At 45.4% G+C, this 14,486-nt stretch carries 14 protein-coding genes; 6 read left to right on the forward strand and 8 right to left on the reverse strand.

The window, feature by feature from the left end; genetic code table 11:
* The 3 genes from Q8W40_RS06775 to Q8W40_RS06785 all read right to left on the reverse strand — a co-directional run bounded on the left by Q8W40_RS06775 (position 1) and on the right by Q8W40_RS06785 (position 5,310).
* Entirely contained in the window at positions 1-3,126 is a 3,126-nt protein-coding gene (locus Q8W40_RS06775; RefSeq protein ID WP_305396450.1) for a hypothetical protein, read from the reverse strand.
* Positions 3,127-3,528: 402 nt separating this feature from the next.
* Positions 3,529-3,852 (reverse strand): membrane lipoprotein lipid attachment site-containing protein, encoded by a 324-nt coding sequence (locus Q8W40_RS06780; RefSeq protein WP_305396451.1) that lies wholly within the window; start codon positions 3,850-3,852, stop codon positions 3,529-3,531.
* Between the two features lie 72 nt (positions 3,853-3,924).
* Entirely contained in the window at positions 3,925-5,310 is a 1,386-nt protein-coding gene (locus tag Q8W40_RS06785; protein ID WP_305396452.1) for a multicopper oxidase family protein, read from the reverse strand.
* A 140-nt stretch (positions 5,311-5,450) separates the two neighbouring features.
* Here Q8W40_RS06785 and Q8W40_RS06790 point away from each other — a divergent pair, with 140 nt between their 5' ends.
* On the forward strand, positions 5,451-5,972 hold the full coding sequence (locus tag Q8W40_RS06790; RefSeq protein ID WP_126608572.1) for a DUF2058 domain-containing protein: 522 nt from the start codon (positions 5,451-5,453) through the stop codon (positions 5,970-5,972).
* Positions 5,973-6,059: 87 nt separating this feature from the next.
* Here the strand turns inward: Q8W40_RS06790 and Q8W40_RS06795 are convergent, their stop codons facing one another.
* Both Q8W40_RS06795 and Q8W40_RS06800 read right to left on the reverse strand, forming a co-directional pair.
* A complete protein-coding gene (locus Q8W40_RS06795; protein ID WP_305396453.1) occupies positions 6,060-6,257 on the reverse strand; it encodes a hypothetical protein in 198 nt (65 codons plus the stop codon).
* 353 nt (positions 6,258-6,610) lie between these two features.
* Positions 6,611-7,501: a LysR family transcriptional regulator gene (locus Q8W40_RS06800; RefSeq protein WP_305396454.1), complete on the reverse strand. Its 891-nt coding sequence runs from the start codon at positions 7,499-7,501 to the stop codon at positions 6,611-6,613.
* Between the two features lie 160 nt (positions 7,502-7,661).
* Here Q8W40_RS06800 and Q8W40_RS06805 point away from each other — a divergent pair, with 160 nt between their 5' ends.
* Together Q8W40_RS06805 and Q8W40_RS06810 are read left to right on the forward strand one after the other, a co-directional pair.
* Positions 7,662-8,069 carry a hypothetical protein gene (locus Q8W40_RS06805; RefSeq protein ID WP_305396455.1) on the forward strand — a complete coding sequence of 136 codons (408 nt, stop codon included), beginning with the start codon at positions 7,662-7,664 and terminating at the stop codon, positions 8,067-8,069.
* Positions 8,033-8,806 (forward strand): amidohydrolase family protein, encoded by a 774-nt coding sequence (locus Q8W40_RS06810; RefSeq protein WP_305396456.1) that lies wholly within the window; start codon positions 8,033-8,035, stop codon positions 8,804-8,806. The genes Q8W40_RS06805 and Q8W40_RS06810 overlap by 37 nt, the downstream gene beginning before the upstream one ends.
* Before the next feature lie 58 nt (positions 8,807-8,864).
* On the opposite strand, the gene Q8W40_RS06815 is transcribed toward Q8W40_RS06810, so the two are convergent.
* Positions 8,865-10,070 (reverse strand): acyltransferase family protein, encoded by a 1,206-nt coding sequence (locus tag Q8W40_RS06815; RefSeq protein WP_305396457.1) that lies wholly within the window; start codon positions 10,068-10,070, stop codon positions 8,865-8,867.
* A 388-nt stretch (positions 10,071-10,458) separates the two neighbouring features.
* On the opposite strand from Q8W40_RS06815, the gene Q8W40_RS06820 reads away from it, so the two are divergent.
* Both Q8W40_RS06820 and Q8W40_RS06825 read left to right on the forward strand, forming a co-directional pair.
* The gene (locus Q8W40_RS06820) at positions 10,459-11,019 is read left to right on the forward strand and encodes a sugar O-acetyltransferase (RefSeq protein ID WP_305396680.1); all 561 of its coding nucleotides are present in this window, start codon (positions 10,459-10,461) and stop codon (positions 11,017-11,019) included.
* Between the two features lie 95 nt (positions 11,020-11,114).
* The gene (locus tag Q8W40_RS06825) at positions 11,115-12,071 is read left to right on the forward strand and encodes an alpha/beta fold hydrolase (protein ID WP_305396458.1); all 957 of its coding nucleotides are present in this window, start codon (positions 11,115-11,117) and stop codon (positions 12,069-12,071) included.
* 80 nt (positions 12,072-12,151) lie between these two features.
* On the opposite strand, the gene Q8W40_RS06830 is transcribed toward Q8W40_RS06825, so the two are convergent.
* Positions 12,152-12,703 (reverse strand): TetR/AcrR family transcriptional regulator, encoded by a 552-nt coding sequence (locus Q8W40_RS06830; RefSeq protein ID WP_305396459.1) that lies wholly within the window; start codon positions 12,701-12,703, stop codon positions 12,152-12,154.
* A 115-nt stretch (positions 12,704-12,818) separates the two neighbouring features.
* Here Q8W40_RS06830 and Q8W40_RS06835 point away from each other — a divergent pair, with 115 nt between their 5' ends.
* A complete protein-coding gene (locus Q8W40_RS06835) occupies positions 12,819-13,274 on the forward strand; it encodes an HPP family protein (RefSeq protein WP_126608588.1) in 456 nt (151 codons plus the stop codon).
* On the opposite strand, the gene Q8W40_RS06840 is transcribed toward Q8W40_RS06835, so the two are convergent.
* Positions 13,271-14,476, reverse strand: a complete 1,206-nt coding sequence (locus Q8W40_RS06840; protein WP_305396460.1) for an MFS transporter — start codon at positions 14,474-14,476, stop codon at positions 13,271-13,273. The genes Q8W40_RS06835 and Q8W40_RS06840 overlap by 4 nt on opposite strands.
* Between the last annotated feature and the right edge of the window lie 10 nt (positions 14,477-14,486).

The raw sequence follows: 14,486 nt of genomic DNA on the forward strand, positions 1-14,486 counted from the left end.
TTAATCTCCATCCAAATCTTCAACCCACTCTCCGTCTTCATTCTGTTTCCATTTCGGCAACTTGTCGTCGGCTCTTAAATGCACCAGTGAGGTTGGGATTCGGACATCCCAAGGGTCACCTTGTGGCACTTCTTCTCCGGGTCTATCCAGACGTTCTGCAATTTCGTCTGCAATTGGGAGATAGAGTGGGTTTGAAATGGCAGGCAGCGGACCACCATCCCACAATTCACCGAAGGTAATGAAGTGGTCGACTGCACCTTCAAAACCCGGACGGATTGGCACAGAGACACGGCAATAACCCGCTTTAAGGAATTGGTTGAAAAGTGGGTCGGTATCTTCATAAGCGATACGTTCATCCCATAGAGGTTTTCTTCCCCAGAAGTATGGGTAAGTCACCCATGTCACATGTTCCCATTCGAATGCTTGTTCAAAGAACCTTACGTAAGGACCTTCTGCTTCGTTTTCAAATATATTGATTTGGGGGAAGCCTTCGCCGCCTGTCTCAATGGAGTTAAACAAGTCGAAGTGCTGCTCGGTAAGAATACTCACGCAATGCTTTTTAAGTTCATCTTTCATGAGCTCCAAGTTAAGCGCCGGGTTTTTCCCTTCTATGGCGACACCGGCTTGCAGTTCGGCCGCGGAGAGTTTCTCTTCGTATTCGGATAGGCGGGCTTTATAGGCGTTAGTGAGTTTAGCGTGGGTGTCTAGCCGCCATTTCATCATGGCGCGGTCGGTTCGCTGGCACTTCACTTCGACAATTGCAGCAATGTCGGATACTTTCCATGTTTGCAAACCAAATGGAATACTCTCTCTTTCACCACTGAGGCTGGTACTCCAAACCCAGTCACCGTCCTCGAATCGATGAGCTCGATTACCAATGACGATATCAACAACAAAATTGTCTTCCCAGATATTCACGACATTACCCACAACCCCGTGAATAGCCTTATAGCCTTCGTCTATCTGAATGGTGCCAGAATGGTTGTAGTGTGTGTCGTCATCGCCGCCGCCAGCTTTAAAATCCAGCGATTTGGTGATGTAAATTTCTGGTGGCGCACTGACGTCGGTCGCACCGTACTCTTGAACCCACGAATGGTAGTTGTATTCTGTAATTTGATCAGGGCGCAGGTTAAATTCCATTGGTTTTTCGATGTGCAAGGCACTGGCGTGAGCATCGGATAGTGTTTCAATCAGGAAAGCTCCGGGCTCTGGCACCATAAAATCGTACATGGTGCGAATGCCATAATTGTACATTTGCGCTTGATAAACCTTATTCACCCATTGGTACACGCCAGCGATATGACCATCGCCATCGACATTATCAATGCCGTGTGCCGATGTTTCGGTGACTTCATTGGTGACTCTTAATGAAGACCGTTCCAATACACGCTCAGTTATCTTATTGGCGCTTCGTTGTGTCACATCTTGCGAGAAACTGGCCGCGGTTTTAGTGGCTTCCTGCTTACTTCGAGATATCGAGCCTTCTGCACTGGCAGAAAATTCCACCACTGGGCCATATTTCCCCGACACGCTCAAACCGGCTTTAAGCGACGAGTCTTGCTTAATGGTTTCGCTGGTTTCTCGGCTCATTTCAAAACGGCTGGTGGATTCTAACTCCCGCTCTTCACTGGTTGTGATTTCGGTTTCTTGGAATAAGAGTTCTTCGGTTTCCCGACGCCTGATGTGTTCCCTTTCTTTGGTTTCGCCTTTGAGCACATTTTCAATGTGAGCAATATCGGTGCCCTCGTACGCTTTGAGTTGTTGCTTAATCACCAACAAATCGGCGATGCCTGCGGGGGCAATACTGCCATGTGTTCTCGGTACACGGTTATCCACGAGCAGTGGTGCCATCCAGTTTCCTAAGTTCCCTAAAAAGCCAATGGTAATGTTGTTCCAAGCCGTCGCGATGGGTGTTTTGGTCATAACCAACGCTTTACCCATTCGCTTAAACGATTTCTTCATGGGGCGGCCGAGCAAACCATCCAAGTCGCTGGCAAGCATGTCGATTTCTTCTTGAAGCTTTTGAACAATTTCGTCGATTGGATCTTTCGTTATGTCCAATTTACGTGACGACAGAATTTTTCGGGTGCTGTCGGTGAGCTTATTGCCAGCTTGCTGAGTGGCAAGAAACCCGACTTTTCCTAAATCGACGGGGGTAAACGCTTGAGTTCCGCTTTTGAAGTGTCGGGCTTTTTCTAGTAGTGACGTAAGAGATTTGCTTTCGCTGCCAACATCAATAGAAAACTGACCTACTTTTGCTTCTTTTAAGTTGTCGTCGATGATCTTAGACCGACTCAGAATACCTTTCGTGAAAGCCCTGACCAAGCTGTTTTCTCGCTCGAAGGCGGCCGTGGGGCGCAATTCCGCAGCAACCATAAAGCCTTTTTTATTGTCTTGCTGAATATGAACCAAAGAGTGACCTTCTAACCCTGAAAGTTCTTTAACGGCGTTGTTCAGCCGAGTGTGAAGGTTTAATTGACTCTCAGCCTGTTTTCTCTGACGTTCCAAGGCTTCTTGCCTGAGCTTTTCCCTCTGCTTTTGCGCCTCTACGGTAGAAAGTGACGATTTCAATTGAGCGTCGGTGGGCATTTTTAAGGATCGTCTTCGGTAGCGCCTTAGTGCTGTGCCGGTTCCGGGAAATGCATTGTCATCATCTGTTTTCGCTATGAGTTCAAGATCGCGCAGCATCTGTGACAAGATTTCGATTGGCTTGTTGTGTTCCTGCGGGAGGTATTTGATGGCGAGAACGCTGTCACGCAGTTGTTCTACTGCCTTCTTATACTCTCCCTGACCAACAATTTGATTGGGGTCAGAACCAAACGCTGCTTTGATGGCGTCGGACACTTGCTGGTTGGTGACGGCATCATTCGGTTCTAGCGAATCTAAAGAAGACGCGAGTGCTTGCCATGGTTTATAGATGTCGTGATTTTTGGGGGTATGGACAAAGCGCTGACCTTGTACATATTTGTTGGCTGCGGTTTTTAAAGCCTTGCGAGAGTCATTCTGCCCCTCTGCTTGCCCTAGTTCGGCTTGAAAATCCGTTGCTTGTGATAATTCAATGCTTGGGGCGTCTTCACTTTGTGATACTGCCGGACGTTTAAGCACCAATCGAAATAAAGTTTCCATTTGATTTCTCCATAAATCGAAATGCAAACTGCGTTTTACTTTCCACGACTGCTCTTTTAGCGATAAATGCCTAGCATCGCTAAAGCCGTTTTATTCGCGCAATCGGTTTTAATTCCTGCACGCGTAAAACAGAAAGATCCGGCAACTTGCAAATGGTCTTCATACATAAGGTGATGAAAGGAGCAGTGCAAGACGACTGATACAAGTTGCTCAGTTTTTATAATGAGGTGAGTTAGTTATAAATTGCTAATGCATTTATAACTAAGGTGTGATGTTGATTCCGGTAACGGTGTGGAATGACTCGGATTCTAGATTGGCGTCTAAAGGGTGAGACAGATTTGGTGCCACTCGAGTTCTGGTGCCACCTGAGATCGGATTACTCAGGTGGCTTTAAGCGGGTGCTTAATTGAATTTGCCGTCCGCGCCGAACTCGATATCGGTCAACTCAGTGAAAATGTATTCGTTGTTCACGTATTCGCCTTTCTCTTTTGAGATTAGAACGTTATCGACAAAAGTGAATGCGTACATATATTCACCAATTTCATAAGTGTATGAAATTTTTCCATTTTCTTGGTCGATTAACGTGGTGGATTGACCGTATTCTTGAATCAGTTGTTCTGGTGTGGTTTCACCGACAATGGCGTTTCGGTATTTGTAACGATCACCTAGGTTTGAACAGCCCGTAACAATCAATGTTGCTACCAGCGCAATCAATAACTTCTTCATATGATTTTCCTATTCAATTTGCGCCTGATGCTATCACTTGAAAATAAATAGGGGTGTAAGCCAGTGTAAGAGCTACACCACTTCTATGTACCCCATCAACCCTGTTTTCATGTGCTCGATAACGTGGCAGTGATACATCCACCTTCCTAGGTTGTCGGCAACAAAGGCGGCGCGCGCTTTACCGTTCTTACCAAGCAACACGGTGTCGGTATGGAAGGGTTCATCCAGTTTTTTTCCGTCCAATTCCAACACCGTAAAGGTATGCCCGTGTAAATGAATAGGATGATGGTATTGGGTGACATTTCTTAAATTGAATATATAGGTTTTTCCAAATTCTAATGTCGCGAGTGGCGCTGGAATGGAGTCTTTGCTCATGCCTTCCCATGCTCGTTTGTTCATCAGCCAAAATTTGGTGTCGACTTTGCCGTTTTTCTTGGTGGGTGAGATAGCGCCTTCCCATTCGAAGACAAAATCGATTTCCGTCGCGTTGGCTAAATCCAGCTCAGGTACGGGGTTGAGTGGCAGCTTAGGAAACGGTTTTCTTTCTGCAATATCAGAAGCAATGGACTCGAATTCACACAGCGGAAATGGGAATTTTCCTTTCAAAAATCGAACGTAAAATCGCTCTCCTTGTTTAGGTGCATGCACAGCTAAATCGACTCGCATTCCGGGGCTAATTTTATGTGCTTTAAGTTTGTAAGGTGTTTTGATGGGGTTGCCATCAATCGCGATCACCCAAGCGTCAGCTCCTTCAACCACAATAGGGTAGGTGAGCGTGTTATCTACGTTCGCAATGCGCAGGCGAGTAGTCGCGTTTTCTTTCAACTGATAAATCGGTTCATGTTTACCATTAACGGTGCCCCATTCTCCGGGGGTGCCCATTCGGGCGCTGTAGCGCGGGATCATCAGCTTTTTCCATTGACCTTGTTTGTCTATGTGCCAGTGCTTGAGGATCAGCGTATGTTCTTCATCAAAAACAACGGGCTCTTCTTCTTCAACAATTAAGGCACCGACCAACCCTTTACCAAGCTGAACCACACTGTTCACGTGGGGGTGATACCAAAATGTACCGGCGTCTGGTGGCGTAAAGGTATAGGTAAAAGTTTCACCAGGCATAATAGGCGGCTGGCTTAGGAAGGGAACACCATCCATTTCGATAGGAATGCGCAGCCCATGCCAATGGATCGTCGTTGGTTCTTTCAGTTTGTTCGTGAAAATAATGGTAACGGGTTCGTTCTGGCGGCAGCGAAGGGTAGGGGCAGGAATGCGTCCATCGAAACCCAATACGTCGGTTTGGAATCCATCCACTAATTCGGCCGTGGTTTCTTCTGCGGTGAGCTCGTAAACCCAACCTTTCTTTTTACTATGAGTCGCTTTGGTCACGGTACAAGCGGGAAGCGCAAACAGAGAAGAGATTGCGAGCCCTGCTTGAAGCAATCTGCGTCGACGGATATCCATAATTTCATTCCTGATAATAGCCTGATATTAGGGTCTGTTGGTTTTTCGTGATTATTTTTGCGTGAAACCATAACACATTTGGTTTAAATCCCCTGATGGCTTCGTTAAACTGGCAGTAGTTTAATTAGATTGGATTGGAAATGGCTAAATTAACGCTTCAAGAGCAGATGTTGAAAGCTGGCTTGGTAAATGAAAAGAAGCTGAAGAAAGCGAAAAAGAACTCGAAGAAATCGCGCGTGCAAGCGCGTGAAGCTAAAGCGGCGGCAGAAGCGACAAAAGCGGCGCAGCAAGCGAAAGATAAAGAACTCAGTCAGCAGCAAAAAGAACTTAAGTTATCAAAAGAGATCCGCGCTCAGGTTAAGCAGTTGATCGAAATGAATAAGCTTGATCTGAAAGATGGCGACATTAAATATAACTTTACAGACGGTAAGCTGATTAAATCTTTGTACGTTGAGTCACTTGTACGTGACCAATTGCTAAAAGGCATTTTAGCCGTGGCACGTTATGAAGATGGGTATGCAGTGATTCCTGGCGTAGTAGCGACTAAGATCGCAATGCGTGATGAGGAGTCCATCATTGAGAATAAGTCGACGGAAGAAGAGATTCCGGCAGAAGACGATCCGTACGCTGATTTTGTTGTACCGGATGATTTGATGTGGTGATCGCCCACACTTTTTCAACATATCAATCGGTTAAAAGCAGCGGAAACGCTGCTTTTTTATTGCGCGCGATTGGCATCGATTGAGCCTTCAAAAAAGCGGTATCGTCTTAATGTTTAGCCGCTGGCGTATATGACTCACCGCTTGAGTCGGCGGTTCGGCTACGACTTCGCTGTTGGTTTCGTTTAGGGTTTTAGGTTGCTGATTCTTCACAAGATAAAAACCGTAAATCACCACGGTGGAGTAAATCGTAATCAGCAGAATAAGGATTTGTGTGGATTTCGCCATGTTCAGCCCCCTTGCAGAATCAGAGTGATCACCCAGAGACGTCCTTAGCGAAAAAGGTATCGGAAAATCAATTTGTTGCATAAACGGTTATGAGGGGGAAAACCTAACATTCAGGCGGCAATCTTACGCACTAATGATGGGTTTAACCTAACGAAATGTAATTTAATGCATCAGTAAGCCCTGCTAAGTTGATGAGTATTCGATTTCGTCGACTTTTTCACAAGGTTTAGACGTCCTAAATCATCAGAAAAAGTGCCATTAGTTAGGGGTTAATATGAGACATTCTTTGTTAGCTTTCGCGACAGCCCTCACTCTTTCACCTGTTTTTCAGTCACTCAAACGGGCAAGTAGCCTTAGATAAAGTGCTGTCTTGCGTATTGCGATATCACTTCCTTTATGTGAAGAAGCTCTTTTTCTTTTTCTAGAGCGATAGGGTAATAGAAAGCGACACCGGATTTTGGTGGCGAGATAGCTTGTTCAATCCGAACTTCCTTGAGTACATTTTTTTCTAAGTACGGATGAGCTTGCGCTTTACTCAGAATTGACCAGCCATCAATTTTTAGCAGCTCGATTAACACATCATTATTGCTAACAAATCGAAGGTCTGGCGATACACCAAACATATCGGGCAGCGCATCATAAAGGTTTTCAGTAATGTATTGTTTTTCGAGCTTCAGTTCATCAAGGGAAGCGACTTTGGCTTTGGCAAGTGGGTGCTTAGGGTTACAACAGACGACGAAGCTTTCAGCCCCCAGATTTAAAAAGCGATAGGGCACTTTAATATCACTGGTTAAGCGATATTGCATTAAGGCCAGTTGGTGCGTCCCCATGGATACTTTATTGAGGATTTCTTCTCTGTTCCGATGAAGCCAATTCAGCTTAATGTGCGGAAATTGCTGTGTAAATTTGGTTTCCACGTGGGCAATCATGGTCGTTGGAACCAGCGCGTCGTGATAAATATCAAAATGTGTAAACCGATTCTGGTAGCTATTTATCATATGGGATTCTAGCGCTTCGCTGCTGCGTAATACCAATTTGGCTTGTTTATAGAATGCTTCGGCTTGTGCCGTCATCACCGCCTTTTTTCCCTCAATATTGAACAGCGTAACTGCATAGCCATCCTCCAGTGCTTTGATTTGCTCACGCACCGTTGTTCTGTCTTTCTTGAGTTTACGAGCAGCTTGGCTGTAACTGCCTTCTTCTGCTGCGGCGCAAAATGCAGCTAGGTGTTCATAGGAAAACATAATAACCCTAATATGTTGGATAACCCCCCTCATAATGCATTACTTCGAACGGGATTTCATTGGCACTTTATTCCTATAGTGCTCTGGATTGCTTAATACGGGACACAGTTCTCATTATGTGTTTTAAGGCATATTAAGTTTCTGATAAGCAGGTGTCCAAATGAACAAAACAATCAAATATTCTGCAATCACCATCAGCTTAATAACCGTACTAGGCTGTACCTATAAAGAGCAAGATATAACGAACGTAAACAATGGCCTGACAGCGAGTGGCGCGATAACGGTGTACGTGTCGAATGATCTGATCACGTTGGCAGACAATACACCAAAAGGCAGTAATGCCGTTGCGGTACAAGATGGCAAGATACTCGATGTGGGGCTGAAGAAAAACTTGGTGAACAAATACCAAGCGCATCCAGGTTTTTCCATCAATGATGATTTTGCCGACAAAGTCATCACCCCAGGTTTTGTGGAACCACATATCCATCTTTGGCTGAGTGGTTACAAACTCCCGAGGAACTGGAAGACAGCATGCGCCCCTGCTGGGAAGATGATTATACGGTGGTGATTCATGCCAATGGGGACTTGGGCTTTGAAAGTGCTATCGAAGTGGTCGAGAAGCTCAATTCGGAACATCAACGTGAAGATCACCGCACAAGCTTTCATCATTTGGGTATCACTGACAAAAACGACATTCCTAGAGCGGTTGAATCGGGGGCGAATTTCAGCGTAAACCCTTTCTATACGCATGTTTTGGCCGAGCTACATAGTGAGTTTGGTGTTGGTCAGGAAAGGGCGGAAGTGATGTCACGAGGGCGTTCATTTATTGATGCTGGAGGCGTACTTTCTTTACATTCTGATGCTCCGATGGCACCTGCTCAGCCTCTGTATTTAGTTTGGGCTGCCGTAAATCGCATTGGTTTGTCTGGTTCTACAGTGATGGGACCACAGGAAAAAATCACTGTCGATGAAGCTATGCGGGCGATAACGATTGATGCCGCCTATACCGCTAGATTGGAGAACCAAATTGGAACAATTGAACCGGGAAAATACGCAGATTTCACCATATTGGATAGCAATCCGTACAAAGTGAACCCGAAAAATATTCATGAAATAGGAGTGGAAGCGACGGTATATCGAGGTGTACCAGCCTTTATTGAAAACAGCAATTCTGGTCTGGCGCTTAGTGCAACCAATCAGCACGTCATGAGAACCTTGGCTATGCTTCCTGGTCACAGTCATAGCGATGAGTTTTGTACCACCAGTTTAATGTTTCAACAAGCCCTGACCGAAGCGGCTAAATAAAGTAAGTAAATCAAAGAGGCAGCGAAATCGCTGCCTCAATTCTTATGTGTGACATGCTTTAATTGTCCGCTGAGGCTTTCGTCAATGTCGAACGCTTTTCTTTACTTATTCCTCGTAACCAACGCTGCGCTGGGCGCTCGATACCGTGGTAACTCAACGTAGAAACAACAACGGTTATCGCAAGGAATACTGTGATGCCGATTAGTCCGGCTGTCCACGATGTCTGCTCATACCACCATGCTAGCGTTTCTGGAGCGATGTAATGAATCAGCTCTGTGCCCGCAAGCAGCAGTGCGGCATGCCATAGATAAACAGAGTAAGAAATATCGCCAAGGAATTGGGTGAATCGGTTGTCCAATATTCGAATAAACATTTGCTTGGGTTGCATTTGAACAGCGGAAATACCCACCAATAACGTCATAAAGACGTAAGTCGACATAAGGGAAAGCTGGCTGGAACGAAAGTGCATAGAAAACACCACTCCTGCAATCATTGCCCAAACCCAGAATCCGCCCTGACACCTTGCCATCCAGCTCTTATTGATGTTGCTGCACATCCAAGCGCCCAACATAAACCCACTAGCTCCTCGAATTAGCGCTTCAGCAGACTTGGTGTGATCCAAACTGTTTGATTGTGCCACCAAAGCGTAAACCATAAGTAAAGCGAGAACGGGAATCGCATAGCTTCTGCCAAATGGTTTAAGTAACGAAGCTGCCATGGCTGGGAAGCATAAATACACTAACCACTCGATACTGAGTGACCACGACGATATGTTCCAACTAAGCCCGCCAGACGTTTCCATACTTTGCAGCATAAGTAGGTTTGAAAGAATAGCATCGCCACGATTATAAGGCCCTTCAAATGGTGCTTGTCCAGCGAGCCCCCAGCTTTCTGCCAACGGACCGGCATAAAAGAGAATGCCTTCACTGGCTTTAAAGCTTTCCCATGCAATGAGCGTTAATAAAGTAATAAGGAACAACGGATAAATACGGCTGAAACGGAGCCACATAAACTGACGCCAGTTGGTAAGAGTCACGCCATTCTTAAACGTATTCCGGTAGACATGAATCATCACGAATCCACTTAGGATGAAAAACAGATCGACCCAGATATAGCCTCTTTCAAGGAAGTAGGTGTAATCCTTTATAGGGGATTTCCATTGTGGGAATAAAACAAGCCGCGCGTGATAGAGCACCACAAACAAGGCAGCAAAACCTCGAAGTGGAGTCAGCAAAGGTAACGGACGTAAAGATGACGTAGCCATAAAGACACCGGTTGTGTTTCTTATTGAGTAAAGTCAGTGTCTTACATCTAAGAAAAAGATTGCTAGTGGAGATTAGTTAAGCTTTGTTAATGTTTGGAGTTGCTTCGCGTTTCTATAAAATTAACAAGAAACTGGCGAAGTGAATTATTAGGAAGTAGGTTCGCTTCTCTGAGTCCATCGGTAGCATCGCCCTTTGTGTTTTGCGATTGCGCAATAACCTCTCGAGAACTGGAGACAGGATATGTTCGTGCCGGAACTGGAATCGTTTGAAGTTAGCCAACCGGTGAGTTTGTCGGGTAATAATAATCCACAGTTAATTGATGTAGTTGATATCTTTAAGCATTTAATTTCCTATAATGCCCTATTACTGACAATGATGGTGATCGTTATGACTGAATTTGAAAAGATGTGTGCGGGTGTCGATTACGACGCTTTTAGCCCAGAGTTTGATGAGCTGAGAAATAACGCGTTCGAATTACTTCAAAAAATTAACCGCACGCAGTTCGAAGCAGGTAAACCTTATGTCGCTGAACTTCTAAATAACGTAGGGGAAAACAGTATTATTTGCCCTCCTTTTCATTGTGAGTACGGAAAAACAATATCCATTGGTCACGATTCGTTTTTAAACATGGGCGTGACAATGTTGGACAACGCACCAATAACTATTGGTAATCATGTTTTAGTCGGTCCCAACACGCAGTTTTATACTCCAACTCACTCCCTTGAATACCAAAAACGCAGAAAATGGGAGATTATCTGTTTGCCTATCGTAGTTGAAGATGATGTATGGATCGGAGGGAATGTTGTGATTTGCCAAGGCGTGACTATTGGAGCGCGCTCAGTGGTTGCAGCAGGTTCAGTTGTGACCAAAGATGTTGCACCGGATACACTTGTAGGTGGGACGCCTGCAAAAGTAATCAAAGCGCTGAATGTTGAAGAATACGGCTAACAAGTTGAGCTAAACCCCATTTGGTATTGGATTGGTTGTTCTACACATTGGATTAGCAGTAATGTAAGCGTCTGACGTGAAAAAGGAACCACGGCATGAAAAAAATCCTTCTACTTTCGTTTTCGGGGTTCGTGTTAATCGCCATCATTGCCTATACGGTTACGCCGATTCCGACACTCTTTCGATATGTGGCTAGTGCAGAACGAAGCATGGCAGGTCTAGAGCTTAAGAAAATCCAAGTTGGTGAACTCGATATCGAGTACCTTCGTGGGGGAAGCGGTCCTCCTCTCGTGCTGCTTCATGGCTTTGGCGCAGACAAGGACAATTGGGTTCGAATATCCGGCGATCTCGTGAGTGACTTTGATGTTATCGCGATTGATTTACCAGGCTTTGGGAACAGCACGCAGAATATCGCATTGGATTATGATGTGCTCTCGCAAGTTAAGAGGGTGAAGCGAATAACAGAGGCTTTGAATCTCACAGAGTTTAATCTAGCGGGCAGCTCAATGGGTGGATACATAGCAGGGAACTTTGCGGCTCAATACCCCAATACTGTGGAACATTTATGGCTTATTAGCCCCTTTGGTGTAGAAGATTCGGAGGTTAGCGAGATGTTTGTTGCTACCAAGAAAGGGCTTAACCCAATGGTTTTACCCCGAACAGAAGCCGAGTTTATGGAACTGCTCGATTTTCTGTTTGTTGAACCGCCATTTATCCCTTCACCCATCGTGCACCATTTGGCAGGTAAAGCGAAAGAAAGAGTCGAGATAAACACCAAAATCTTCGAGCAAATACATCGAATGAATGATGGCGAGCCCCGCCCTGATTTACCGTTGGATAGTGTTTTAGAAAATTACGGTGGTTCAATACTGATCACATGGGGCGAGAAAGACAGAGTGCTGCACGTTTCGGGTGCGTCGGTTTTGAAGCAAGTTATCCCGCATGCCCAACTGGATATCGCCTCTGACGTTGGCCATTTGCCTATGGTAGAAACCCCTTCAGAAACCGCACAATCGTTCCTGTCTTTTGCTACAAGCACGTATACAAATTAATAGAATCAAGGGCAGTCCGTTGTTGGCTGCTTTTCTTCTTTTCATCAGAAGCCATAGAGAAACTAAAATATATTGTGTTATTAAGAACAAAGTACTTTTAAAACAGCTTTGCTTTTCGCGCACACTTCGGTGCCTTGGTGAGTCATGTAAGCGGTAGTGATAGCACCTTCCTTCATAATGCAGATCGCAGCAAGGAGGTGGGGATTTTCATTGCTGAGTTTACTTTCTATGAGTTGTTTTACTTCCCTTTTATGGAAGGTGCAATACTGCAGAATATCGCTCTCAATGTTACTGAATTCTGCTGAGGTATTGATAAAAAAACAGCCTCTAAACTTACCTAAACCTTTTGCATTTCCGTCAAACCATTGCGCTAACCCATCAAATAAATCATCAATCAATTCTTGGTCGGACTCTGCCTTTTGTAATACCACCTCTAACCACTGCATAAAGCGTGAATGCCTTTGCTCTAACGCAGCAAGAATCAATGCGTCTTTGCTTTCAAAATGGCTGTAAAGCGTTCTTTTGGCGACACCAGACACTTTTAAAACTTCATTAATACCAATCTCATGAATGCCTTGATGGTAGAAAAGATCGAGCGCGGTATCGATCAGCAGTTGACGTTTTTTACTCATAACTCGCCTACGTGGTTTCAAAGAGAAGACAAAAAGAGTTTGACAAAAGTAGACAGAGTTGTCTATTTTATTTTGTAGACAAGTCGGTCTACTTTTTTGTTTTTAGTGAGATGATATGAACAATTCTTTAATTTCTTGTATAGCGGGGGTGGGGGCAGCATTCGCTATTGGTGTTTTAACGCACATGGAAGCATCAATAACCGAAGTTGCGTTGGTAATGGCGCCTTTCGGGGCGACAACGGTCCTCGTTTTTGGCTTACCCAATAGCCCGTTAGCCCAACCTAAAAATGTTGTACTGGGGCATTTGATTACCGCCTTAATCGGGGTGATTTTTACGCAATGGATTGGGGTAACGCCATTAACGTTAGCGATAGCGACGGGGTTAGGCGTGTCTATGATGTTACTAACGAAAACGACTCACCCGCCTGCTGGTGCGAACCCAATACTTATTATGTTATCTGGGCAAAGCTGGTGGTTTTTGATCTTCCCTGTTCTGAGTGGGGCGTTGATCATTGTCGCTGTAGGTAAGCTGTTTCAATTACTGCAAGGTCGCTTACTCAACAGACCCTAGTGCTTGCCATAATATCGGTGAAGCTGGCTAATAGCAGCGACCCCCAACACGATGAGTAAACTAGCCCATAACGTTGTTTGGGGAGAGCGCTCTGCCAACACTCCAGCGAGATAGCTACCAATAGAGACAGCCCCAATTTTCATTGCGGCAATCCACATAAAGACCTGAGAAGCACTTTGTGGAGGGGCATATTCCGTCCTTGCTGCCAAAGTTGCAGCAAAGAAAAAGGCGTTGGCAATGCCACAAATCAGAAAAGCCCCGAGCCCTAATGAATAGGACGAGGCAGTCACGATAAGCAAGATCCCTCCAGCAACACCGAGGGCAGAGGTTGTCATGCTAGGATCGGCTTCCTTCTGATTTGGTCGTCGGATTAAAAACAGGGAACCTAGCAAGTTACCGATTCCATAACCACTCACAAGAGTCGCGGTACTGGCTGGGTCTTGCTGCCAGCCAGACACCAAAAAGATGGCGCAAATGGGTAACGCCGCCAAAGAAAAAGAAGTGGCCATGGTTAGGTAGAGGGTTCGGCTCAACGCACCGTTTTGAAGGATTTGCTTTGCGACAACGGCAACGGTTGGCACTGTTTGCCTGTCGTTGGCTTGTTTTTCATGTTTAGGAAGCCTCATCACCAAAAGGGCGGTGATCAACGGCAGTATTGCGATGGTCGCCACGGCTACCTGAGCATTGAAGTTTTTGGTAAGTAGAGCCACCAGTATGGGACCAATGGTTGTGCCTATGGCATAACAAGCGACATCCCACCCTTGCGCTTTTCTTCTTAACTGCTGGTTGGCTTTAAACAGGTGATTAAGTTGTCCGCTAATACCGCCCATCAAAAAAGGAGCGGAACCACCGCAAACAGCTAAAATTACAGCCAATATAGGGTACGGAAGTGTAGGGAAAAGTAGGGCTGCCAACAGTAAAAACGCACTGTAGCAGCAAGCGGCAAAAGCGATTAACTTGCGTGAATCGGTCACTGTATCCAAGAAGCGTCCCCAGATGGGACCCAGTAAATGCGGAGCCGTAAGGCACGCGGCAAATATGCCTATCTGTTGACCGTTAATCCCATTTTCGGCAGCCAAAATCAAAATGCCGACGGTCGCGGCACCTGTCGCTGTTCGCGCAAAACTGGCAAGAATGGCGAAAAGAGTAAGCAGAGCAGAAGTGTTATTAAGCTCAGGGTGTTTTTTGCTTATACCGTCCATACTTTTGCTC

The organism is Vibrio penaeicida (assembly GCF_030689305.1).
Lineage (GTDB): Bacteria > Pseudomonadota > Gammaproteobacteria > Enterobacterales > Vibrionaceae > Vibrio > Vibrio penaeicida_B.

What these genes read in the sequence shown, in the direction of transcription:
- Q8W40_RS06800 (WP_305396454.1), bottom strand. Translation starts at nt 7,501, where the DNA reads ATGTTTTCCTATGAACACCTAGCTGCATTTTGCGCCGCAGCAGAAGAA.
- Q8W40_RS06815 (WP_305396457.1), bottom strand. Translation starts at nt 10,070, where the DNA reads ATGGCTACGTCATCTTTACGTCCGTTACCTTTGCTGACTCCACTTCGA.
- Q8W40_RS06805 (WP_305396455.1), top strand. Translation starts at nt 7,662, where the DNA reads ATGAACAAAACAATCAAATATTCTGCAATCACCATCAGCTTAATAACC.
- Q8W40_RS06840 (WP_305396460.1), bottom strand. Translation starts at nt 14,476, where the DNA reads ATGGACGGTATAAGCAAAAAACACCCTGAGCTTAATAACACTTCTGCT.
- Q8W40_RS06835 (WP_126608588.1), top strand. Translation starts at nt 12,819, where the DNA reads ATGAACAATTCTTTAATTTCTTGTATAGCGGGGGTGGGGGCAGCATTC.
- Q8W40_RS06775 (WP_305396450.1), bottom strand. Translation starts at nt 3,126, where the DNA reads ATGGAAACTTTATTTCGATTGGTGCTTAAACGTCCGGCAGTATCACAA.
- Q8W40_RS06810 (WP_305396456.1), top strand. Translation starts at nt 8,033, where the DNA reads ATGCGCCCCTGCTGGGAAGATGATTATACGGTGGTGATTCATGCCAAT.
- Q8W40_RS06790 (WP_126608572.1), top strand. Translation starts at nt 5,451, where the DNA reads ATGGCTAAATTAACGCTTCAAGAGCAGATGTTGAAAGCTGGCTTGGTA.
- Q8W40_RS06820 (WP_305396680.1), top strand. Translation starts at nt 10,459, where the DNA reads ATGACTGAATTTGAAAAGATGTGTGCGGGTGTCGATTACGACGCTTTT.
- Q8W40_RS06795 (WP_305396453.1), bottom strand. Translation starts at nt 6,257, where the DNA reads ATGGCGAAATCCACACAAATCCTTATTCTGCTGATTACGATTTACTCC.
- Q8W40_RS06825 (WP_305396458.1), top strand. Translation starts at nt 11,115, where the DNA reads ATGAAAAAAATCCTTCTACTTTCGTTTTCGGGGTTCGTGTTAATCGCC.
- Q8W40_RS06780 (WP_305396451.1), bottom strand. Translation starts at nt 3,852, where the DNA reads ATGAAGAAGTTATTGATTGCGCTGGTAGCAACATTGATTGTTACGGGC.
- Q8W40_RS06785 (WP_305396452.1), bottom strand. Translation starts at nt 5,310, where the DNA reads ATGGATATCCGTCGACGCAGATTGCTTCAAGCAGGGCTCGCAATCTCT.
- Q8W40_RS06830 (WP_305396459.1), bottom strand. Translation starts at nt 12,703, where the DNA reads ATGAGTAAAAAACGTCAACTGCTGATCGATACCGCGCTCGATCTTTTC.